Raw genomic sequence first — 22,321 nt, forward strand, 5'->3', positions numbered from 1 at the left:
CACCGGGCATACGGCCCGCTAAACGGACAAACCATGTTTTCACATATTATTCGCTACGACTGGCTCCTGCTGCGGGCCAACCGAACGCTGGCCGCCAGTATTGGTCTACTGTCCCTTTTCGTGGCCTTTGCAATCTGGACGGGTCACAGCCGGGTTCAGTTTCAGCAGCAAACCATCGCCGACATTGGACGCGTCGAAACGGAAAGCATCGCCAAAAACCGGGCGTTGGTGGCCGAACTCGAACGAACGGGTAAACCCTTCGCGGGTAACTCCCATCGTGACCCAACGGCTCCGTACACGGTGGCCAGTTCGCGGGGCAACCGGTACGTATTCAAGCAGCCGGAGCCACTGGCGGTAGTCTCAGTAGGACAAAGCGATTTGCAGCCATACTACTACAAGTTCGCTTTTGCCAAAAAACAGGCGCTGTACCACGGGGAGGAAATCGAGAACGCGTCGATTCTCTACAACGGCAGCTTTGATCTTTCCTTTGCTCTGATTTACCTCCTACCGCTCCTGATTATCGCCCTTACTTACAACCTCGTGTCGTCGGAGCGGGAGCAGGGAACGCTGTTCATGCTGATGAGTAGTACGGCGTCGCTACGGCAGATTATCGTCAGCAAATACGTATTTCGGTTTCTGCTGCTGACAGGAGCGTTTCTGACCCTAACTACGGCGGGATTGTTGCTGACGGGCGTATCGCTGATTGACAACGCCCCGGCCATCGGATTTATGTTTCTGCTAACGATGGGTTACTCGGCCTTCTGGTTTGGGCTCTCGTTCTGGGTCAACAGCGTGGGGCGCGACACGGGCTTCAACGCGGCCGTGCTGGTGGGTGTCTGGCTCGTGCTGGGCTTAGTACTACCAACGGTGCTGAACGTAGTTGTTTCGGCGACGCACCCGATGCCATCGCGTATCGACCTCATCGCCGAAACGCGCGAGGCTTCGGACAACGTCAAGAAGGAAGGCGACAAGAAGATGGCGCAGTATTACGGCGACCATCCCGAACTACTGCCCAAAGGGAAACCCGTCAATTACAAGGACTTCGCCATCGGCAGTGTCCGCGCTACACTGGCCGTTGAAGCCGCCATCCGGCCGCTCGAAACGCAGTTTGAGACGCAGTACCGCAACCAGCAACGCCTGATTGGTACGTACCGGTTTCTGTCGCCGATGGTGTTCATGCAACAGTCGCTGAACGACGTGGCAGGAACGGGCGATGAGCAGTTTCGCGCGTTTCAGACCGACGCCACTCGCCAGCACGAAGCCTACCGGGACTTTTTCGCTGGAAAAATATTCCGGCAAGAGAGTTTCAAAGCCGCTGACTACGACAAAATTCCCTCCTTTCGTTACGTCGCTCCGAGGTTTCCTTTGTTCGCTCCGACCAACATCGCCAACCTTATTTGTCTGCTTGCCCTGACGAGTTTATTCGTCGGCTTTGGCCTATCGCGCATCCCCAAAATTCGGCTGGCTACTGCCTAACTATCTCATTCATCCTATCTAAGAACAAGATCATGAAACATAGTTTATTCATTTTTCTAATGATTAACGTGTTGCTAACCAGTGCTTACGCTCAGCAACGCCAGATTCGGGGCAAAATCTACGACGCCCAAAGTAAAGAGCCGCTGCCCGGCGCCACGGTGATGACCGCCAACCCGGCAGAAGGTTCGGCCGCCAGCGCAACGGGCTCATTTCGGTTATCGTCGGATGCGAAAACGGTCGTCATCTCGTCGGTAGGTTACCGGCGCGTCACGGTCGAGGTACCCGCATCGGGGATCATCAACGTAGCCCTCGAACCGGCAACCGAAGATTTACAGACAGTAATTGTGACGGCCAACCGCGAGGCCCAGCTCCGGACGGAGGCTCCGGTAGCCATCTCGAAGATTTCGTCTGCGCTGATCAACGACACCAAAGCAACCAGCCTGACCGAACTCATTAGCAAAACGCCGGGCGTGTTTATGATGCGTTTTACCGGCGAAGGCCACAGCATGAGCATTCGCCAGCCGCTTTCCACGGCCAACTATTTTCTGTACATGGAAGATGGTGTGCCCGTTCGGCCGATGGGCCTGTTCAATCACAACGGTCTGATTGAAACCAACCTGATGATGATTAACAGCATCGAAGTGGTGAAAGGCCCGGTGTCGTCGATTTACGGACCGGAAGCCGTTGGCGGAGCCATCAACCTGATTACAAACCGGCCAACCGCCGTGCCGACCTTGAAAGTTGGGATTCAGGGCGATCAGTACAATTTTCGGCGGCTACAATTCGGCGGGGGCGGTATGCTGTCGAGTAAGTTCGGCGTGTACATTGGTGGCTATCTGTCCGATCAGAAGAACGGCTGGCGCGAACGCTCCGACTACGTCAAAAACGCGGTGAACGTCAAAGCTGAATACCAGCTTTCGGGAAGCACCCGACTCACGGGTGTGTATGCCTACAACGATTACAAGGGGCAGGAAGGACTGAGTTTTGATAGCACGGCCTTTTACAGCCGGTCGTACGAAACGAGTCAGGATTTTATGTACCGCAACGTGAAAGCCACCCGGTCGCGACTAACGCTCGATCATTCCTGGAACGCCAACGCCGAAACGTTCGTGACCGCTTTTCACCGCTATAACGACTACCGATTCGCGCCCAACCATACAGTGCGGTGGACAACCGGGGCCAAAACCGCCACCAGCGAGAAACAACGTAGCATTTTCAACAGCTACGGCCTGATTGCCCAGCACACTCAGCGGTTCAATTTTTTGAACACCAAACTGCTTATCGGCGGCACGTACGACGACACACCCACGCGTTACAATGCCTTCAGCATCGACTTAGCCGCCGAGACGCGGGCTGATGGCCGGTCGGTGAAAAAATACACGTTTCTGAACGACCGGCCCGACGTGGTGCTGGGTGATTACGAAGCTCAAATCCATAATACGGGTCTCTACTCGCAACTCGAATTCAGCCCGCTCAAGGCCCTACGCGTCACGGCCGGGCTGCGCTACGACCGGATGTCGTTCGATTATGACAATTTCTTAGACAAAAAGTCGGGTACGAAGTCTTACGAGCAGGTTAGCCCCAAAGTGGGCATGGTCTATGATCTGGGACGCGGACGCGGGCTATACGCCAACTACGGGCGGGGATTCGCGCCACCGGGACTAACGGCCATTTTCCGGCTGCGGCCGAGTGTGCAGCAAGTGGCGGGTCAGGCCCCGTTCTATTATAATCTGCAACCAGCGCGTTTCGAGAACATGGAAGTGGGCGGCTGGTTTTCGGCCCTGCAAAACAAACTCTATGCTGATGTTTCGATCTACCGTCTTAACGGCACCAATGAACTCCTGTCAATTCGTCAGACTGATAATTCTACGGATTACCAGAGCGTTGGACGGACGCTTCACCAGGGTGTTGAATTTGGGCTGACCTACAAACCAAGTAGCGAGTGGCTCGTGCGGGTGGGCGGAGCTAACGCGCTGCACCGCTTTGAGGACTTCCAACTATCCGTGCGTCAGGCCGACGCGGTCAAGAATCTCAGCGGTAAAGAGATGCCGTCGGCCCCGCGCTGGATTGTCAATACGGAAGTATTCTACAAACCCCGCTGGCTGAAAGGCTTCCGCGTGGCGGCTGAGTGGCAGCGGCTGACGCCTTTTTACCTCAATCAGATCAACACTGTTCGGTACGATAATCAGGGAGCGTTTGGGGCGCGGGGCATCAGCGTTATCAATACCCGCCTGGGTTACGAGCGGAAGGGCGTCGAGGTGTTCGTGAACGTGCTGAACCTGACCGACGAACTGTACATTTCCAGCGCGTCGCGGGGTAACAACGCCACCGACCGCACTAATTTCTCCCCATCGGCCCCGCGTACGGTCGGTTTGGGTGTCCAATACACGTTTGCGGGAAAAGCCCGGTAAGCCAACTAATCAAGAGGTGCTATTGCTTCGATTGCCCGCTCACTGTATTCACCATATACCTTGTAAACCAATGAAAAATCAACTGATTACCCTCGGCGTTGCCGCTTCACTATCGGGCGGAATCTTTTTCACGGCCTGCCAATCGAAAACAGACAGCGCCGGAAATGCACAAGCCGAAGCGGACCACGCCCGGTTAGAAGCCAACCACGAGAAAATCAAGGCGTCACACGCCCAGATGATGGCCGATGACTCCACGATGATAGCCGATCATGAAGCCATGACGGTTAGCTCCCCTGAACACGAGTCGCTCGAAGCTGAACACCAGAAAATGGTGGCCGAACACAAAGCCTTAGTCAGTGAGTACGCCCGAATGGTGCAAAAAGACGACGAAATTGAGACCAGTCACGACAAAGGTGACGTTTCGGACGAGCAGATGGCCAAAGACCACGCCCAGATGCAGGCCGACGACGAGCGCATTATGGCCGAAGACACCCGGATGATGAAGGAACAGGCGACCATGAAAGCCGAACACGAAAAAATGATGGCGGCAAAGAAGAAGAATTAGGTAATGGTCCGATAGGCACAACCACTAAAATCAATCCCTTTGGCGAAGGCCGGGGGTAAAAAATTTGACAATTGAAAACAGAATACCGGGCAAGAGTCAGCCCGCCTGGGCTGACTCTTCTTTACAATCCCCTCTGGCTTGGTCATTACAGCAACAACTATACGAGGAATCATAGCCGCCGAGATGCCTGATTAGCAAATTGAAATCTACTTGTTTCCAAGCAGTCTGTCACCACCAAATTACTCACTCCAAATGACCACATATCAGCACACTATGCGTCCTACGCGGGTGCACACCAGCCGGAAAATAATACCCACTCATCACAGTGAAACAATGCTGGTGATCCAATTACGGCAAGGCGACCGGGGGGCCTTTCAGCAACTCTATCTCAATTATTACGTGGCACTGCTGGGTACGATAAACCACATAGTAAAAGACCCCATTGAAGCTGAAGATTTACTTCAAGACACTTACGTGAAGGTTTGGATACGCTTCCAGCAGTATGACTCTGAGCAGAGCGGTTTATTTAACTGGCTCTTCAACATTGCCCGCAACACCGCCCTTGATGCGCTACGGCGACGCAAAATAAATCCCGTAACGCTTTGCCAGGAGTTAATCGGTTTACCAATGACTCCCAGTTGCCTACCCGTCACCGACATCATTGGAGTCGAGCATCTGGTTCGGCAGGTATTACAACCTCAGCAGTGGCAGGTCGTCAACTTGGCCTACTGGTATGGGTACTCGTACCCTGAAATAGCCGATCACTTAGCCTTACCCTTAGGCACAGTTAAAACCCGGATTCGTCAGTCCCTGATCCGACTACGCCCCCTCTTTGATCGCTGATGGTACGTGCCGGAGCTTACCGCGTTTATCAAGTTATTACCTACCGACTATTCCAAATCGGTTGAACACATGAAAAACATACTTCTGCTTTTACTTCTTTACCCGCTGTCCAGCCTGGCGCAAACGGCTCAACTCACCACCAAATCAGTGCTGGCCTTTGAGCAGGCACGGTTTGAGGCTACCCGGACAAGTGACGTAGCCAAGCTCCGCCAGATGCTGGCCGACGACTTGACATGGGTACATTCGAGTGGCAAGCGACAGAACAAAGCCCAGTACATCCGCGACCTTGAGACCAGCCAAACGAGCTACAATTCCATTACGGTAGAGGAATCATCAGCACGTCTGTTCGGCACAATCGCGGTCACAACCGGACTGGCTCGCTACGACGCCATATCGAACGGTACGCCAATGCTGGTCCGAGCCTACCATACTGCCATGTATCGGTTTGCCAATAATCGCTGGCAAGTGGTGGCCTGGCAGGCAACTCGTGTTCAGCCGGAAAAATGACGAGAACAAACGGGCAACAAGCCCGACAACACCTTTGCCGTCAATACCGGCGCAAATTTTACTAACAATACTTTATCCCATGAGAACAGCCCTACTTTTCATATTACTCACGTTTATCAGCCTATCCGCATTCGCGCACCTCGGCATCATTACTGGTACGGTTTACGACCAGGCTACCAACTTACCCCTGCGCGGGGTCAACGTACGGCTATCCAGTCTCGGCAAAGCTACCCTAACGAACGAGTTAGGCCAGTACCGCTTTGAGGAGTTGGCGGCTGCGTCGTACAAAATCGAACTGTCATACGTTGGCTTCAGGCAGCAAACGGTCGACGTGACAGTGCAGGAGGACCAGACTACGACGGTCAAAACGACGCTCAGCACCGCATCCGTTGAACTGAGCGAAGTAGTGGTGTCGTCGTTGCGGGCGCACGACCAGCAGCTAATCAGCAGTTTGGATATAAAACTGCGACCAATTGTCAATTCGCAGGAAATTCTGCGGCTGGTGCCGGGCCTTTTCATTGGGCAGCACGCGGGGGGCGGTAAAGCCGAACAGATTTTTCTGCGCGGCTTCGACATCGACCACGGCACCGATATTCGGCTGACGGTGGACGACATGCCGGTCAACATGGTGTCGCACGCGCACGGGCAGGGCTACGCTGATCTGCACTTCGTCATTCCTGAGTTAGTTGAAGGAGCAGATTTCAAAAAAGGACCGTACCACGCGGAGAAAGGCAATTTCACTACGGCGGGCTGGGTTAATTTTCGAACGCGCACGGCATTGGACAAGAGTTTCGTGAAGCTCGAAGCCGGGCAGTTCGACACATTTCGGGCCGTTGGTGGACTGGATTTGCTGGGATCGCGGGGCCGGGCCAAAAACCAGTCGGCTTACGTGGCATCAGAGTATTCGTACACGAATTCGTATTTCGACAATCCGCAGAATTTCAAACGCCTGAACGTCATTGGCAAATACCACGGTCACCTGTCGCCCAATACCAACCTGACGCTGACCGGCTCGACGTTCTGGAGCAAGTGGAACCACTCGGGCCAAATTCCCGACCGGGCCGTCGAATCGGGGTTGACCGGCTTTTTTGGCTCCGTTGACCCGTCGGAAGGGGGCGAAACCAGCCGCACCAATGCCAACGTGCAACTCGTGACGGTGACGCCCCGTAACCACATCATCAAGAATCAGTTTTTCTATAGCAACTATCAGTTTGAGTTGTACTCGAACTTCACGTTTTTTCTGGAAGACTCGCTCAACGGCGATCAGATTCGGCAGAAAGAACACCGCAACCTGTTCGGCTACAACGGCAGCTATTCGGCGCAAACCAACGTAGGCCGCAGTCAGTGGACCACCACCGTGGGCGCTCAGTACCGGCACGACATAACGGGAGCCGGAGCGACACCGACTGAATTATCACATACGAAGAATCGTACAGAAACGATAAACCCAATTCAACTCGGCAACATCAACGAACTGAACGCGGCCGTCTACGCCGACGAGTTGGTGCAGGTTTCGGACCGCTTCACGGTTAATGCGGGCGTTCGGTTGGACTACTTCCGCAGCCAGTACGAAGATTTTCTGGAGCCGGTCAAGACAAAAAAACGGGCCAGTGCCTCCATTGTCTCGCCCAAATTGAATCTCTACTACACGGTTAACCCCCGGTTGCAACTATACCTCAACACCGGCCGCGGCTTTCACTCCAATGACACGCGGGTAGTTGTTCCGCAGGGAGGCCGGGAAATTTTGCCGCCCGCATACGGTTCTGATTTAGGGCTGATTTTTAAGCCCTTTCCGAAGTTGCTTATCAACGCGGCTGCGTGGTATCTGTGGTTGCAGCAGGAGTTTGTCTACGTGGGCGATGCGGGTGTGGTGGAACCCGGCGGACAGACGCGCCGGTCCGGTATCGACGTTTCGGTGCGGTATCAACTCACAAAAAGCTTGTACGCCGATGTCGATTTGAACACGGCCAAGCCCCGCGCCATCGGTATCGAAGCCGGGCAGAACTACCTGCCGCTGGCTCCCACGTTTACCAGCACGGGTGGGCTGTCGCTGCAAAACGCCGGTCCTTGGAGCGGCTCCCTGCGCTACCGATATATTAGTGACCGCCCGGCCAACGAAGACAACTCGATTGTGGCGAAGGGCTACTTCGTGAACGATTTGCAGGCCAACTATACCAAACGAAACTATACACTTGGCCTATCGGTGCAGAACCTGTTCGACGTGCGCTGGAAAGAAACCCAGTTTGCCACCGAGAGCCGCCTGCGGGGCGAAGCCGCTCCGGTTGAAGAAATTCACTTCACGCCCGGCACCCCGTTTTTCGCCCGGTTGAGCCTGACGTATTTCTTCTGACGCCGTTAAATTACCAACACGTATTATTCTGCTGATTCGATACTATCTCGGACGCCTGTTGTGTGCGTCCGGGATTTTTACGTAGTTGCTTTGCCTCAGGATTTAGGTTGGCACAGGACCCGTTAATTCGTAGCGAATGACTCGTAGACTTACACCGTTACTTTTTGCCGTCCTTATCGGAATCTGCCAGCCCGACGCTGCTGTGTTCGCGCAGACGGACCCGTTATTTGCTCAGAAGCCCGTTTTTCGCTCCCTGTCTGACCGCTGGGAACTCGACTCGGCCACCCGGAAGGGAACATTTCGGGTCACGCCCTATAAGCCCCTGTACGTGACGGCCGGGCGCTGGTCGAGCGATCCGAACGAAAAGCCTGTCAGCGAAAACCCGGCGTACAATTACCCACTCAACGACATTAAGCTGGGCCGATACGAAGCCCGGTGGCAGTTGAGCCTGAAGGTCAAAGCACTCCAGGGCATCTTTGGCAGGCACGGTGATTTGTGGGTTGGTTACACCCAGAAGTCGCACTGGCAAATTTATAATACCACGTATTCGCGCCCATTTCGGGAGACTAATTACGAGCCGGAGCTGATCCTCAACTTTGCTACGAATTTTTCGTTCCTCGGCCTGAAAACCCGGATGCTTGGCATTGCCTTCAACCACCAGTCTAATGGGCGGGCCATACAGCTCTCGCGAAGCTGGAACCGGGTTATCCTGCACGCGGGATTTGAACGAGGCAAATGGGTTGTGCTGCTCCGGCCGTGGCTGCGGCTCCCTGATGCCGAAGACGAAAACCCGGCCGTAGCCGACAATATTGGCCGGGCCGACGCCACGGTCATTTACCGAACCGGGCGGAATCTGTTTTCCGTGGTCGGCAGCCATTCGCTCCGGGGCGGGGCCAAAAACCGGGGGCAGGTGCAGTTCGACTGGACGTTTCCGGTAAGAGGCAACCTGCGGGGCGACCTCCAGATTCTGCACGGCTACGGCGAAACCCTGATCGACTACAACCACCGGCAAACGACAATCGGGGTGGCCGTATCACTGGTCGACTGGCTCTGAAATCGAAACTATTAATCAATTGGTTAGGTCAAGAAAAAAATAATTTACCTCATGAAAACACGATTTATTCTTTTCCTCATTACAGCCATTTGCCTGTTTTTCGAGCCTGTATCGGCGCAAACAACCCGACTGAAACCCGGTTTTGATAAGGCCGAGTTCATCGAAATGCTACACGTTGCGGGTGGCTTCGTCGACTCCGTCACCATCGGCGATCCGGTCCGCTGCAAACGTGGATACCGCTCACCCGTTGTCGGGTTAGACAATAAATGGGAATTGTGGCAACGAGACGACGGCGTGGGCGTAATCAGTATCCGGGGAACGACGCTGGACCCCGCTGGGTGGGTTGAAAACATTTATGCAGCGATGGTACCCGCCACTGGCCAGATCCAACTTAGTGCCAATGATACTTTTTCTTACAAATTAGCTAAAAACCCAAGAGCGGCTGTCCATGCCGGTTGGTTGATTGGCATGGCGTATTTAGCCAAAGATATAATGCCCAAACTCGACTCGGCCGTTGGGAAAGGTACCAAAGAATTCATCATTACGGGCGACAGTCAGGGGGGAGCCATCGCTTTTTTGATGACGTCGTATCTCTACAGCCAGTTGGGTAGTCGCCTGCCTGCCAATGTGCGCTTTAAGACTTACTGCATTGCCGGTCCTAAGCCGGGGAATCTCTCCTATGCGTATGACTACGAAATTGCCACGCAGAATGGTTGGGCGTTCAACGTGATTAACTCAGCGGATTGGGTGCCCGAATTTCCGTTGTCTGTTCAAACCACCGACGATTTTAATCTAACAAATCCCTTTGCCAACATTCCTAATGCAATACGGCGTCAGAAGTTTTTCAACCGCATTGCGCTCAACTACGTCTTTAAAAAAATGGATAAACCCAGCCGAAAAGCCCAAAAGCAGTATCAGCGGTTTCTCGGCGGTTATATGGAACGGGCCGTGCAGAAAAACCTGCCTGACTACCAGAAACCCGCTTATTTCAATAGTAGTCATTTTGTACGGGCTGGCCAAACCATTGTGCTGGATGCCGATGAAACGTATTATCAGCAGTTCCCCGACGACCCGAAAATTTTGTTCAAGAACCACTTTCTGAAGCCCTATTTGTTCCTCGCCAATCGGTTGAAGTGACGAGCCGTTCAGGGCAGAGGGGCGCAGTTAACTTTCGTCAGTTTATATTGAAACCCCTGATCCGGGTTCGCCAATATCCATTTGCCTTGTTTTTCGGTTCGTTCGCCTTCGCGCCATAGCAGCGAGTCGCCGACCATTGTGAAATTTACTTCGTGAACTTGCGTCACGCCCTCACCCGACCGCTGCCAGTCGGCCACGATCTGGCTGCCGGTTCGTGTACCGCTGATGGAGCCTTGCGCCCGGTCTTTTTCGGCGGGCAGCACGGCCAGTTCACCCGTCACCGACGATCCGTCAATGACCAAACGGACGCTCGTCGTGTCGCGTCCTACCACCTGCCGATAACAGACAGCACTCGTTTGAGATGCGACTGTAGAGTCAGACGTTGTTTCGGTTTTAGTTTGGCTGGAACGGTCACCGCAGCTACTTAGCAGGAACATTGTAACTACGGAAGCCCAAATAGGGCCATACAGGATTGTCGTCTTCATATTGAGTCTTAATATATTGGTCAGGTCGGTCACTGGACGTATGCCCAGCCGATTAACTCTCAGCCAAATATTTGTGCACGAAACTCACTGCCATTGCCCCTTCGCCCACCGCCGATGCAACGCGGTTCATGGCCCCCGCCCGCACGTCGCCAGCCGCGAAAATGCCGGGGCTACACGTTTCGAGCAGGTACGGTTCGCGGTTATGTTTCCACACTTTTTTGTACTCGGCGTATTTGCCGAGGTCGCGGCCGGTGGCAATAAAACCTTTCGGATCCTTGATGATGTCCATTTCTATCCAGTCGGTGAGGGGTTTGGTGCCGATGAAAACAAACAGCCCGCCCGCCTTTTCCGTCCGCCGTTCGTGGGTGTCCATATTCTCCAGCACTAAACACTCCAACCGCTCCTTGCCGAGCGCTTCTACCACTTCCGTGCAGCCGAGGACGTGAATATTGGGTGTTTTATCAATTTGGTCGATCAGGTACTGCGACATGGTTTCGGAGAGGTCGGGCCGCCGGACGCAGATGTACACGTCCGAGGCCGTCCGCGAGAGGTACATGGCCCCCTGCCCGGCCGAATTGCCCCCACCCACGATGTACACCGGCTGCTCTTTGAAGGCAAACGCTTCAGTCGTAGCCGCGCCGTAATACACGCCCGCCCCCGAAAACCGGTCGAGACTTTCGTTGTCCAATTTGTGGTACGACACCCCCGTGCTGAGCACAATGGCCCGCGTCACAACTTGACTACCATCGGCCATGTGAATGTATTTGTACTGCCCCTTGGACTCAATGGATGTGACCTCCTGGGGGGCCAGAAACTCCACCCCGAAGCGCGTAGCCTGCGTAATGGCCCGCTTGGTGAGTTCGGCCCCGCTCAGCCCGGCCGGAAAACCGAGGTAATTTTCGATGCGGGAACTGGTTCCAGCCTGGCCACCCGGCGCACGTTTATCAACCAGAATAGTCTTCAATCCCTCTGAACCGCCGTAGACCGCTGCCGCGAGCCCGGCCGGACCCGCGCCAATGATGGCCAGATCGTAGAGCGATTCGGATGCCGTTGGACTCAGGCCCATTTGCGCCCCAACTTCCTGAATGCTGGGCTGCACCATGGCCGTACCGTCTTCCAGAACAGCAACGGGTAGATCGTTGTTCGTCAGTCCGTGCAGATCGAGCAGGGCCTGAGCCTCGGGATCACTTTCGATGTTGAGCCACTGATACGGCATCAGGTTGCCCGACAGGAAATCTTTCAATTCGTGCGAACGGGGCGAAAACTGATAACCGATCAGCTTCAGGCCGGTAAATCCGGGTCGGTAGTCCGACTGCCAGTTGCTGAGCAGATCATCGACCACGGGATAGAGCTTCTCCTCCGGTGGGTCCCAGGGCTTGGCAATGTAGTAGTCTAACTGCACTTCATTGATGGCCCGCACGGCCGCGTCGATGTCGGAATAGGCCGTCAGGAGGGCACGTTTGGCAACTGGGAATACCTTGCGGGCCTCAATCAGAAACTCGACGCCGGTCATGTCGGGCATCCGCTGGTCGGAGAGGAACAGGGCTACCTCTTCCCCCTTCTTCTTGAGCTCGGTCAGCGAATCGAGTGCTTCGCGGGCTGAAGTCGTCGACATGATTCGGTATCGTTTTCGGTACTGCTGCCGCAAATCGTGCTGAATGGCCTGCAACACCTGCGGGTCGTCGTCGATGGAAAAAATGATGGGGAGTTTCATACATCAAATGAGTGAAAGAGTGAATAAGCGAATAGCGAAACTGGACCGCCGAAGCGGAGTGAATGAGCGATTGCCGAAGTTTTTCACTCATTCGATAGGTAAGCACACACTAAACACAGTTTCGCCCGGCTTCGATTTCACGTTGATGGAGCCGTTGTGGTGTTTCACCACGCCTTGGACAATGTCCAGACCAAGCCCGGTGCCTTTACCTATTTCTTTAGTCGTAAAAAATGGCTCAAATATTTTATCGCGAATGTCTTCCGGTATGCCCGGTCCATTGTCAGTAATTTTCGTCAGTACAAACTCGCGGTCCGGTTCACTGCTGATGCTGAGCTGTCCCCCGTCGGGCAGGGCGTCGATGGCGTTGTCGATGAGGTTGGTCCAGACCTGGTTTAGTTCGCCGGGCCAGCCGCATACTTCTGGCAAATCGTTCGGCAGGTTGAGCGTCACCGCAATGTGTTTACGGCGAAGTTTGTGATCCAGCAGCGTCAGCGTATTACGGATTCCTTCCGTAAGCGGAACCCGTTCCTTACCCGCCCCCCGGTCCATGTGGGTGTAGTTTTTGATGGAGCCAACCAGCGTCGAAATTCGTTTAGACGCTTCGCTGATGTCCATAACTAACTTCTCGGTCACTAAATTATTGACTAACCAGCCCAGCACACCCGCCAGATTATCGTCGCCAATCTTGTCCAGAATCCCGTCCAGATCGTCCGTTGTGAATCCAAATTCAACCAATGGCCCAGCCAGGTCTACCGAGTCATCAATGCCATTATCGTCGAGCCAGTCGGTTACGTCGTCTTCCAGCGTCGTTCGCTCCAGCAGCGACGGCCTCACTATTCCACCGTTTGCCGACTTTTGGTCGACTTTGCTGAAGAAAGCGTCGTTCACCGAATCTACCTGCTCGTCGGTCAGGCTGAGGTGCATAATGGCCTTGAAGCCGTCGGGCGTGGCCCGCATGTGTTCTTTGAGCGTATCGGCCGAGCGGACAACGGCCGCTACGGGATTGTTCAGTTCGTGAGCAAGCCCCGCCGACAGCCGCCCCAGCGACGCCATTTTGTCTTCCTGCTGGGTCTGGCGCGTATAGTCCCGAACGCGGGTCGTCATTTGCTGAACGAGCGCCTGGGTCAGTTCATAATTGGTTTGGGTCAACTCGCGCAGGTGGTCGCGGTGGAGTTGAAGCACCCGCGTCGGGGCGTCGGTGATGACCCGGTTCCGGATTTCGCGGAGCCGCGAAAAGGGTAAAACACCCAGGAACGAGTGCGGCTCAAACCGGGCAATATCATCACCCGAGCCGTTCTGTCCACTGTCGATCACGATCCGGCCATCGAGCACTAATGTCAAGTGATCTACTACATCGCCGGGTTTACTGACGACGTGGTTCGCCGGAAACGACTGTTCCTCGGAGCGGTCGATAAGCCACTGAAGCTGCTCGTCGGGCACGGTTGCAAAGGCAGGAAACAGATGGAGCGATTCAAGCAAAGTCATTGGGCGGGGAGAGCTTGTTGCGTACAGACGGGTAACTAATTAAGAATGGGATTAGTTACCAGATTAACCGACCTGCCGACTCTATGCGTCTTTCTCTGGTTTTGCTTTGCCTGCTGTCTTTTTCATTTCGTTCCGGTCCCGACCGCCCCGCGTACCGACTTTACGATGCTAAGTTAAAATCAACGACCTATGCCAAACTGCTCAGGCAAGCCGCCGATGCGGATGTGGTACTGTTTGGTGAGTTGCATAACAATCCCATCTGCCACTGGCTCGAACTGCAACTGACGAGGGATTTAGCCGCATTGAAAGGGGGCAACCTTGTGCTGGGCGCTGAAATGTTCGAAGCCGACAATCAAACCGCCCTCAGTGACTACGTGCAGGGCCGCACCACCAGCAGCGAACTGGCCAAACAGGCCCGGCTATGGCCTAATTTCGACACGGACTACAAACCGCTTGTCGATCTGGCCCGCGACCGGAAAATTCTCTTCGTGGCCACGAATGTACCGCGCCGGTACGCCAGTTTAGTGTCGCGCCAGGGATTGGCCGCGCTCGATACGTTGCCTGATACGGCTAAACGCCAGATGGCTCCGTTGCCCCTCACCGTCGACCTGACGCTGCCCGGCTATCAGGCTATGCTGGAGATGATGGGGTCAGCCCACGGAACCGACAGTAAACAGCCTAACCCGCATGGCAGCGGTGATGCCGCAGCTAATTTTGCCCGCGCTCAGGCTATTAAAGATGCGACAATGGCTCACTTTATTCTGCAAAACCTGAAACCAGACCAAACCGCGTTGCACTTCAACGGCGATTACCACTCCAAGAATTTCGAGGGCATCAGTTGGTACTTACACAAGGGGCGGCCTGATTTGAAAATTATGACGCTCTCGTCGGTCGAGTTAGCTGATCCCGACAAGCCTGCCGCTGAAAGTCGCAACCTCGGCGATTTCGTGCTGGCAATTCCCGCCGACATGACCAAGACGTACTGAAAACACTCACATCACCCATTCCTTGGGCAGGCCCAACTGCCGGGCGTAGTGGGCCGGGGCGTTGCCGTGTACCCACTGTAGCAGTTTGTTGATTCCATCGGCGAATTCGATGTGGTAGTCAGGATCGAGTTTACTGGCTTTTTTAAGCACCTGATCGGTTCGCTTGGCAATGTATTGGGCACACTTGTCGGAGCGCGAATTGTATTTGTGGAGCAGGTGCGCGTTGTGGTCGTAGAAGGTGTTGAGCATGTGAAGCATCAGATCGACCTCGCCGTATTTGTCTTTTGTTACCTTCAAATGGCGGCTGATATAGCCACTAACGGTGCGCATGTCCATCATTAGCCAGCCGGGCGTATCGGCATTGAGAGCGGCCGTCCGGTGGATAAACGCCCGGATCAATTCGCGTCGGTCGTCAACGGTCTGTCCCCGTTCAACCAGTTCAAACTGGAGCTTTTCGCCTAAGATCGGATCTTTGGCGATCAGCCGAAGCAACAGCTTATCCTTTTCCACACCTGGCATGTGGACAATTGCTTTTTTTAGGTCAGGGTCGAGAGGCATAAAATAATGATGAAAAATAAATCGGTCCGCCGAAGCGCATGAATGATCGGCAAATTAATGCATCGCAGTGCGTTCACCATTCATCATCATTTTTAAACGCCCACCATATCGCCTTCGTCGGTTCGGATTTTGTCTTCGATGTAAGCGATGATTTCGGAGGCTACGTCGACACCGGTGGCCGTTTCAATGCCTTCCAGCCCCGGCGATGAGTTGACTTCGAGTACCAACGGCCCCCGGTCAGAGGGCAGCATATCGACCCCAGCCACTTTCAGACCCAGGGCGCGGGCTGCTTCAATGGCCGTTTTTTCCTCATCGGCGGTCAACGTTACGGCGACGGCGTTACCACCCCGGTGCAGGTTCGAGCGAAAATCGCCTTCCACGCCCTGCCGACGAATGGCACCCACCACGCGTCCGCCAATGACGAAAGCCCGGATGTCGGCCCCTTTGGCTTCGGCCACAAACTCCTGCACCAATACATGCTTTTTTAAGCCGTAGAAGGCCTCAATGGTCGATTTGGCAGCTTTGGTCGTTTCGGCCAGCACCACGCCGATCCCTTGGGTACCTTCCAGCAGTTTGATCACGACAGGCGGCCCGCCAACTAACTCAATCAATTGGGTGACGCTGCCATTTTTGGGATGATTGGCAAACACCGTCTTTGGCAATCCAACGCCGGCTTTCGACAGCACCTGCAAACTCCGTAGTTTGTTACGCGAGCGCATGATGGCCTGCGATTTAGCCGTTGTAAACACTTTCATCATCTCAAACTGGCGAACAATGGCGCATCCATAATCAGTAACGGATGCACCGATTCGGGGCACGATGGCGTCGAAGGGTTCCAGGTTGCGGCCTTCGTAGAGTACCGAAGGATTGCCACCTTCAATCATAACTTGGCAGTTCAAATGATTTACCAAAACACCTTCGTGGCCACGCTGATTGGCGGCTTCGAGGAGTCGTTTCGTGGAATATAAAGCCGGATTGGCCGATAAAATGGCAATACGCATTAGTTCGGTAGTGAGTCAATGAGTTGGGAGGTCAGTGAAGGCTGGCGTGTCCTGTGCTGCTGCCGGTTCGCCGATGTAGTCAGCTACTGACTGACTCGCTTTACTCACTGACTGACCGAATGCCTTTAGTTGATAAGACAAATTCCGCTGCGATACATCGACGATAAATCGGTTGCGGAGCAATTTGCGGCCCAATAGCACTGGGTTTTTGAGCCGTTCCCGGTCGGCAAGCGTAAACTCCGCTTTAATAATGCGGCCAAACAATACAATACGGGTCTTGATAACATACCGCTTTTCGGATACACCAAACGAGTTACGAATCATGCGCTCGCTGAACTCATCGCTATAGAACTTGCGGGCAGGCTCGCCGGTTTTGTCAATTAGCCAGAAACTTAATTTAGTCCGAAGCCCCACCCGCACTAACCTGACTTTTTTGCAGTGCAGCGACGACGTAAATGCGCCTGTATCAACTTTTGCCTGCACATCGAACAGTCCCAGATCAGGAAAGTCAACAATGTCCGTCATGCCGATGATCTGCTTGGGTTTCATGGATGTGCGGTTTCACGGCGGGTGTTTCAGTGTTTGAGTGTATAAGTTTTTGTGTAGAGCTGCAAGCACAAGACACGTACACACTAAAACACCTAAACACTACTTTACAACTTAGTTTTGATCAATCGACTGAACGTGAGTGACATATCGAGCATAATCATTTTGGCGCGGGCATTGCGTTCGAGGTGATAGGCCGATTCGTTGAGATCGGCAACAATGTGTTCGATATGCGTACTGGTTAGCACTTTGGAAAAATTCTTTACAAATGCCAGTTCATCATCGGGCAGGCGCAGCAATGCACCGGCTCCCTGCTGCCACAAAAACAGATCGCGGTAGAGCCGGATGCTGTAGTCGAGCAAGCCCTTCTGCTTTTCCTTGCTGAAACCATCGAACTGGTCGGCCTGTTTAACCAACCCAAGCAAATCCTGCCGGTAGCACATTCGCATCCACTCGGCAAACCACGTATGCTGACCCGACGCCGAAGTGCCAGCGTCTTCCTGCTGACCAAGTTTCAGTGCCATCGACAAATCACCATCACTCAGGTAAGCCACGCGCCGGGCAATGGTTTCGTCGACATTCAGGTGCTGGCGTAAATGCGTGGCTACCTCCTCGTCCGTAAACGCCCGCACCGCCACTCGCTGCGTCCGCGACAGGATCGTGATGAGCAATTTGTCGGGCTGGTTCGTTACCAACAGGAAAAGTGTTTGTACGGGTGGCTCCTCCAGTACCTTCAGCAGTGCGTTAGCCGATGTCCCGTTCATCAACTCCGGGAGCCAGATGAGCATGATCTTGTAGGCGCCCTCGTATGCTTTCAGTGACAGCGTTTGCAGAATGTTCCGGGCTTCTTCGGCCGATATATTGCCCTGCTTATTATCGGCCCCGACCGTTTCGAGCCAGTCGCCTAAGGTGCGGTAGGGCTGATCGAGCAGGAATTTGCGCCAGTCGGTCAGATACGCTTCCGACGTTTTTCCTTTCGCTAAGTTGGCTACCGGGAACACCATGTGCAGGTCCGGGTGGACAAACTTCTGGATTTTCACACAGGATGCGCACCGCCCGCAGGAATCGCTCTGTAGTTTGTCTTCGCAGTTAACATACTGCGCCAGCGCCAGTGCCAATGCGAGATTAGCACTGCCCGGTGGGCCGTCGAATAGCAGCGCGTGGGCTAAGTGATTGGTTTGCACCGCCCGCAGCAGCATCTGCTTGGTATCGTCGTGACCGATGATTTCGGAGAATTGCACGTCTTACTAATGATGAACGATGAATGATAAGTGATGAATGATATGCCTTGCGAGCGCATTCATCACTTATCATTCATCATTAAATAAATCGCTTTCAAAACCCCTTCCTCCACCGCATCGAACGCTTTGTTCCGGCGGTTGAACGCTTCGCGGGCCACTTGCAGCGCTTTGTCGATTCGGTAAGTGGTGAAGCCGTCGGTGGCCCCACCCCACGAAAATGAGGGGATGTGCTTCGGCTGAAACCCACCCCCGAACACGTTGCTGCTAACCCCCACGACCGTGCCCGTGTTGAACATAGTGCTGATACCGGCCTTCGTAAAATCAGCCATCATCAATCCGCAGAAAATGCGACCGGTGTCTTCAAGTTGTCCGGTTGGGTAACTGTGAAGCTTGACGTTGGTATAATCGTTTTTGAGGTTCGAATTGTTGACATTAGCTCCTAAATTACACCATTCGCCAATGACCGAATTCCCCAAAAAACCGTCATGGGCCTTATTGCTGTAGCCGAAAAAGATGGAGTTTCCGACTTCCCCGCCTACCTTACAAAACGGCCCGATGGTGGTGTTGCTGCGCATTTTGCCACCCCAGTTCACGGTAGATCCTTCGCCAAGTGCAAAGGGTCCAATCACAATAGAGCCTTCACTGATGGTGGCATTACGGCCAATGTAAATGGGGCCACCCTCGGCATTGAGAATGGAGGCCCGGATCGTAGCGCCGGGTTCCACAAATATGTTTTCGGGCGCGTAACATCGGGTAAACGGGTCCGTAAGCGGTTGCGATTCACGGTTAGCGGTAATACGGGCAAAATCGGCGCGGATCTGGTCGCCATTCTGCACAAAAATATCCCACGGGTGCTTCACGATAGTTAGTGTGCCGGTGAAGGTGTGCGTATGTTGGGGCAAATGAGGCAGTCGAGCAGCATCGGTAGCCGTGTGAGCGGTGCGCAGGGCGAGCAGTAAACCACCGGGCGAAATTAGACTTTCGCCTGTCTTCAGCGCCTTCAACCGCTCAGTGAGGGCGGGCATCGGACAAACGGCTCCGTTTACGTATAGATTATCAACTCCGGCTGTTTGCGAAAATTTAGTCTGCAAATACGATTCCGTCAGAAACGAAGGCGTTGAGCCGAGCGAGTCAGCCCATTTCCCGGCCACCGTCTGGATACCAATACGAATACCCGCCACGGGTCGTGTAAACGTGAAGGGTAATAAGGCCGCGCGGATGGCCGGGTCGTCAAATAAAATTAAGTTGGACATCAGGTACGCTCAAGTCAGGCGGCAAAGATGCAGGCTTAATCTGAAAAATGGCAACGTATCAACGTTGGCAACACCTACGCGGTTCGACCTATGCGGTTCGGTTTAACTTTGCCAAAATTTACGGACGAATTAATTTAGCCTTTGACCACTGACGCCCTCATCCAACGCATTGCTGATTTACAGACGGACGCCGGTCTGTTTCCGTCGGTGCGCAGCAACCCGGCTATTGGGTACCGGCGTCCCGACACAAACGTGTTTTTCACGGCCATCACCGTGTTTACGCTCCGGCAACTGCGTCCGGTGATTTCGCCCGAGTCGCAGCGGTTAATTGACCAAATTCAGGAACGTGCTGTTGCGGCTTACCCGCTGTTTCGCAACAAAGACGGCCTGGGCACGTATAATTTCTGGCCCACGCGTCCCTCACAGCACTTTCCGAACGGTTATCTGTTCCGCCACTTCGATCATTTTCGCATTCCCGACGACATTGACGACACGGCGATGGTGTACCTTACCACCCAGCCAACGGCAGCGGCCGACCGTCCTGACGAACTTAACTGGTTGAAAACCAAACTGGCGCAGCACGCCAACGGCACCACCCGGCGAATTCAAACGACGTTTGCCGACTACCGCCACCTGCGGGCCTATTCGACCTGGTTTGGCAAGAACATGGGCATCGACTTCGACGCCTGCGCGATGAGCAATATGTTGTACTGTTTATACCAGTATGGTGTGCCTCTGGATCAGCACAGAGCCGACTCGCTAACGTACCTGCGGGCGGTGGTGGAATCGGGTCGGTACGTGTCGGAGCCGTTTCGCTGTGCACCCCACTATGCCCGAACTTCGCTGATTATTTATCACCTGACGCGGTTGATAGCCGCGTTCGATCCGCCCGAACTGGCTTCCATTCGCCCGCGCCTGGTCGCTGATGCCCGACATCTGTTAACGAAAGCGACAAACCGCATGGAGCAACTTGTGCTGAATACATCGCTGCTCCGGCTGGGCGAGCGCCCGCCCGTGATTGAGGTAGCCGACATTGAGCAGGATTTCAGCACGTTTCACTTCTTCATCGCCGGTTTACTAACGGCCTACGAGCAACCAATTGTACGCCGTTGGGCCGACCGGTCGTTTACCCAAATGCGCTGGCAGTGCGAAGCGCATTGCTGGGCGCTGGTACTGGAATATTTGACGCTGGGAGGTAGCACCGCGTCGTAATGATTATCCAACCACATCATAAATCACAACCGGAACCGCTTTGTTCTTGAGCGTTACCTCGCCAATTCGTTCGCAGGTGAATGACTCGGCTACGTTCTGCTGAGCCGATTCTGTAATGACGACCTGACCCGCACGGGCTGCGGTCTGAAGCCGTTGCGCCATATTGACGACGTCGCCGATGACGGTGTAATCTAATCGCCGGAGGGTTCGGGAGCCAATATTACCCGAAACCATTTCCCCGGTATTGATGCCAATGGCTACCTGCGGGTGATAGTTGGGATGGTTGGGCAGAGTGTCTTCGACGGTAGCAATCTGCGCCCGAACGCCCAAGCCCGCTTCAATGGCCCGGTCGAGGTGGTACTCGCCCCGGAATACGGCCATCACGGCATCGCCCATGAACTTGTCGATGTGGCCACCCTGCGCAATAATTTCTTTCACCATCACGTCGAAATAACGGTTAACCAGCTTCACAACCGTGTCGGCGGTTTCTCGCTCGGCAATGGCCGTGAATCCGCAAATGTCGATAAACATGACCGTAGCCGTAACCGTTTCACTGGCCGAGAGCGACGTTTCAAATTCGGACCGACTCATGAAAGCCAGCACGGATTCATCGACGTACATGCGCAAAATATCGTTTTCCTTGATGGCCTGGAGCGTTTGCCGAAGCTGGGCAACGTGCTGCATCGTTTTCTGCATCGTCACTTCGAGGTCTTCGAAGTTAACCGGCTTGGTGATAAAATCGAACGCCCCCCGATTCATAGCGGTGCGGATGTTGTCCATGTCGCCGTAGGCTGATACAATGACCGATTTAAGCATTGGATTAGCCTCGTGCAGCTTGACCAAAAGCGTCAGCCCATCCATGCCGGGCATGTTGATGTCGGTCAGCACCATATCGATGTCAGGGTTTTGATCGAGCACAACCAGCGCTTCTTCGCCGTCGTGGGCAAACAGGAACTCGTACTGTTTTTCGCGGATCTGCCGCCGAAATTTCTGCTTTATGAGCAGTTCAAGATCGGTTTCATCATCGACCACCAATATTTTTGCCTTCATGCGATGCTGCGCAGTTTTTCCTTGAGAACGGTAAAGTCGAGCGGTTTGGTCAGGAAGTCGTTAGCACCCAACTGCACGGCTTGCTGCTGCGAGTCGGGGTCACCGTAGGCGGTAATCATCATGACAACGGGCGGGGGCGGGGCGTTAAAGTCGGACCGAATATGCCGCAATAGTTCAAACCCACTCATGCCCGGCATGTTGATGTCCGACAGAATCAGGACTACTTCGGAGGGGCGGTTGGCTAAATACGTCAGGGCTTCTTCGCCCGAGTTGGCAAACGTAAGCGCAAACTCACCGCTTCGGATTTCGCGCCGAAACCGCTGTTCAAAGAGGTCTTTCACGTCGATTTCGTCGTCGACAACTAAAATTTTCATAAGCATAATTATGTCATTATAGAAATAAGCGTTTTGATGGAGAAGGGTTACGCAAACGTATCAAACGGGTTTG

Annotated in this window: 20 protein-coding genes; 10 read left to right on the forward strand and 10 right to left on the reverse strand. The window is 54.1% G+C overall.

The window, feature by feature from the left end:
* Positions 1-33: 33 nt before the first annotated feature.
* The 8 genes from ACYVHB_RS06400 to ACYVHB_RS06435 all read left to right on the forward strand — a co-directional run bounded on the left by ACYVHB_RS06400 (position 34) and on the right by ACYVHB_RS06435 (position 10,343).
* The gene (locus ACYVHB_RS06400) at positions 34-1,476 is read left to right on the forward strand and encodes an ABC transporter permease (RefSeq protein ID WP_461050687.1); all 1,443 of its coding nucleotides are present in this window, start codon (positions 34-36) and stop codon (positions 1,474-1,476) included.
* A gap of 32 nt (positions 1,477-1,508) precedes the next feature.
* Positions 1,509-3,887 (forward strand): TonB-dependent receptor, encoded by a 2,379-nt coding sequence (locus ACYVHB_RS06405; protein ID WP_461050689.1) that lies wholly within the window; start codon positions 1,509-1,511, stop codon positions 3,885-3,887.
* Positions 3,888-3,957: 70 nt separating this feature from the next.
* Positions 3,958-4,452, forward strand: coding sequence for a hypothetical protein (locus ACYVHB_RS06410; protein ID WP_461050691.1), 495 nt, complete (start codon positions 3,958-3,960; stop codon positions 4,450-4,452).
* Between the two features lie 333 nt (positions 4,453-4,785).
* On the forward strand, positions 4,786-5,295 hold the full coding sequence (locus tag ACYVHB_RS06415) for an RNA polymerase sigma factor (protein ID WP_461050693.1): 510 nt from the start codon (positions 4,786-4,788) through the stop codon (positions 5,293-5,295).
* Between the two features lie 69 nt (positions 5,296-5,364).
* Positions 5,365-5,802: a nuclear transport factor 2 family protein gene (locus tag ACYVHB_RS06420; RefSeq protein ID WP_461050695.1), complete on the forward strand. Its 438-nt coding sequence runs from the start codon at positions 5,365-5,367 to the stop codon at positions 5,800-5,802.
* Positions 5,803-5,881: 79 nt separating this feature from the next.
* On the forward strand, positions 5,882-8,152 hold the full coding sequence (locus tag ACYVHB_RS06425) for a TonB-dependent receptor (protein ID WP_461050697.1): 2,271 nt from the start codon (positions 5,882-5,884) through the stop codon (positions 8,150-8,152).
* A gap of 136 nt (positions 8,153-8,288) precedes the next feature.
* Complete coding sequence (locus tag ACYVHB_RS06430; RefSeq protein WP_461050699.1) at positions 8,289-9,206, forward strand: phospholipase A; 918 nt, start codon at positions 8,289-8,291, stop codon at positions 9,204-9,206.
* Between the two features lie 51 nt (positions 9,207-9,257).
* A complete protein-coding gene (locus tag ACYVHB_RS06435; RefSeq protein WP_461050701.1) occupies positions 9,258-10,343 on the forward strand; it encodes a lipase family protein in 1,086 nt (361 codons plus the stop codon).
* 8 nt (positions 10,344-10,351) lie between these two features.
* Here ACYVHB_RS06435 and ACYVHB_RS06440 read toward each other — a convergent pair whose 3' ends face one another.
* The 3 genes from ACYVHB_RS06440 to ACYVHB_RS06450 all read right to left on the reverse strand — a co-directional run bounded on the left by ACYVHB_RS06440 (position 10,352) and on the right by ACYVHB_RS06450 (position 14,027).
* Complete coding sequence (locus tag ACYVHB_RS06440; protein WP_461050702.1) at positions 10,352-10,828, reverse strand: hypothetical protein; 477 nt, start codon at positions 10,826-10,828, stop codon at positions 10,352-10,354.
* Positions 10,829-10,880: 52 nt separating this feature from the next.
* The gene (locus ACYVHB_RS06445; RefSeq protein ID WP_461050703.1) at positions 10,881-12,542 is read right to left on the reverse strand and encodes an NAD(P)/FAD-dependent oxidoreductase; all 1,662 of its coding nucleotides are present in this window, start codon (positions 12,540-12,542) and stop codon (positions 10,881-10,883) included.
* Positions 12,543-12,629: 87 nt separating this feature from the next.
* Complete coding sequence (locus ACYVHB_RS06450; RefSeq protein ID WP_461050704.1) at positions 12,630-14,027, reverse strand: sensor histidine kinase; 1,398 nt, start codon at positions 14,025-14,027, stop codon at positions 12,630-12,632.
* 83 nt (positions 14,028-14,110) lie between these two features.
* Here ACYVHB_RS06450 and ACYVHB_RS06455 point away from each other — a divergent pair, with 83 nt between their 5' ends.
* On the forward strand, positions 14,111-15,013 hold the full coding sequence (locus ACYVHB_RS06455) for a ChaN family lipoprotein (RefSeq protein WP_461050706.1): 903 nt from the start codon (positions 14,111-14,113) through the stop codon (positions 15,011-15,013).
* 6 nt (positions 15,014-15,019) lie between these two features.
* On the opposite strand, the gene ACYVHB_RS06460 is transcribed toward ACYVHB_RS06455, so the two are convergent.
* The 5 genes from ACYVHB_RS06460 to ACYVHB_RS06480 form a co-directional block, all read right to left on the reverse strand.
* On the reverse strand, positions 15,020-15,571 hold the full coding sequence (locus ACYVHB_RS06460) for a hypothetical protein (protein ID WP_461050707.1): 552 nt from the start codon (positions 15,569-15,571) through the stop codon (positions 15,020-15,022).
* 92 nt (positions 15,572-15,663) lie between these two features.
* Positions 15,664-16,572, reverse strand: a complete 909-nt coding sequence (gene rimK / locus ACYVHB_RS06465; protein WP_461050709.1) for a 30S ribosomal protein S6--L-glutamate ligase — start codon at positions 16,570-16,572, stop codon at positions 15,664-15,666.
* Positions 16,573-16,587: 15 nt separating this feature from the next.
* Positions 16,588-17,121, reverse strand: a complete 534-nt coding sequence (locus ACYVHB_RS06470; protein ID WP_461050711.1) for an ATP-dependent zinc protease family protein — start codon at positions 17,119-17,121, stop codon at positions 16,588-16,590.
* Between the two features lie 104 nt (positions 17,122-17,225).
* The gene (locus ACYVHB_RS06475) at positions 17,226-18,359 is read right to left on the reverse strand and encodes a DNA polymerase III subunit (RefSeq protein ID WP_461050713.1); all 1,134 of its coding nucleotides are present in this window, start codon (positions 18,357-18,359) and stop codon (positions 17,226-17,228) included.
* A gap of 62 nt (positions 18,360-18,421) precedes the next feature.
* On the reverse strand, positions 18,422-19,612 hold the full coding sequence (locus ACYVHB_RS06480; RefSeq protein WP_461050715.1) for a putative sugar nucleotidyl transferase: 1,191 nt from the start codon (positions 19,610-19,612) through the stop codon (positions 18,422-18,424).
* A 141-nt stretch (positions 19,613-19,753) separates the two neighbouring features.
* Between ACYVHB_RS06480 and ACYVHB_RS06485 the strand changes: the two genes are divergently transcribed.
* On the forward strand, positions 19,754-20,824 hold the full coding sequence (locus ACYVHB_RS06485) for a hypothetical protein (protein ID WP_461050717.1): 1,071 nt from the start codon (positions 19,754-19,756) through the stop codon (positions 20,822-20,824).
* 3 nt (positions 20,825-20,827) lie between these two features.
* Here the strand turns inward: ACYVHB_RS06485 and ACYVHB_RS06490 are convergent, their stop codons facing one another.
* Together ACYVHB_RS06490 and ACYVHB_RS06495 are read right to left on the reverse strand one after the other, a co-directional pair.
* A complete protein-coding gene (locus ACYVHB_RS06490) occupies positions 20,828-21,874 on the reverse strand; it encodes an adenylate/guanylate cyclase domain-containing protein (RefSeq protein WP_461050719.1) in 1,047 nt (348 codons plus the stop codon).
* Positions 21,871-22,248, reverse strand: a complete 378-nt coding sequence (locus ACYVHB_RS06495; protein ID WP_461050721.1) for a response regulator — start codon at positions 22,246-22,248, stop codon at positions 21,871-21,873. The genes ACYVHB_RS06490 and ACYVHB_RS06495 overlap by 4 nt, the downstream gene beginning before the upstream one ends.
* Between the last annotated feature and the right edge of the window lie 73 nt (positions 22,249-22,321).

Source organism: Spirosoma arcticum (genome assembly GCF_054779955.1).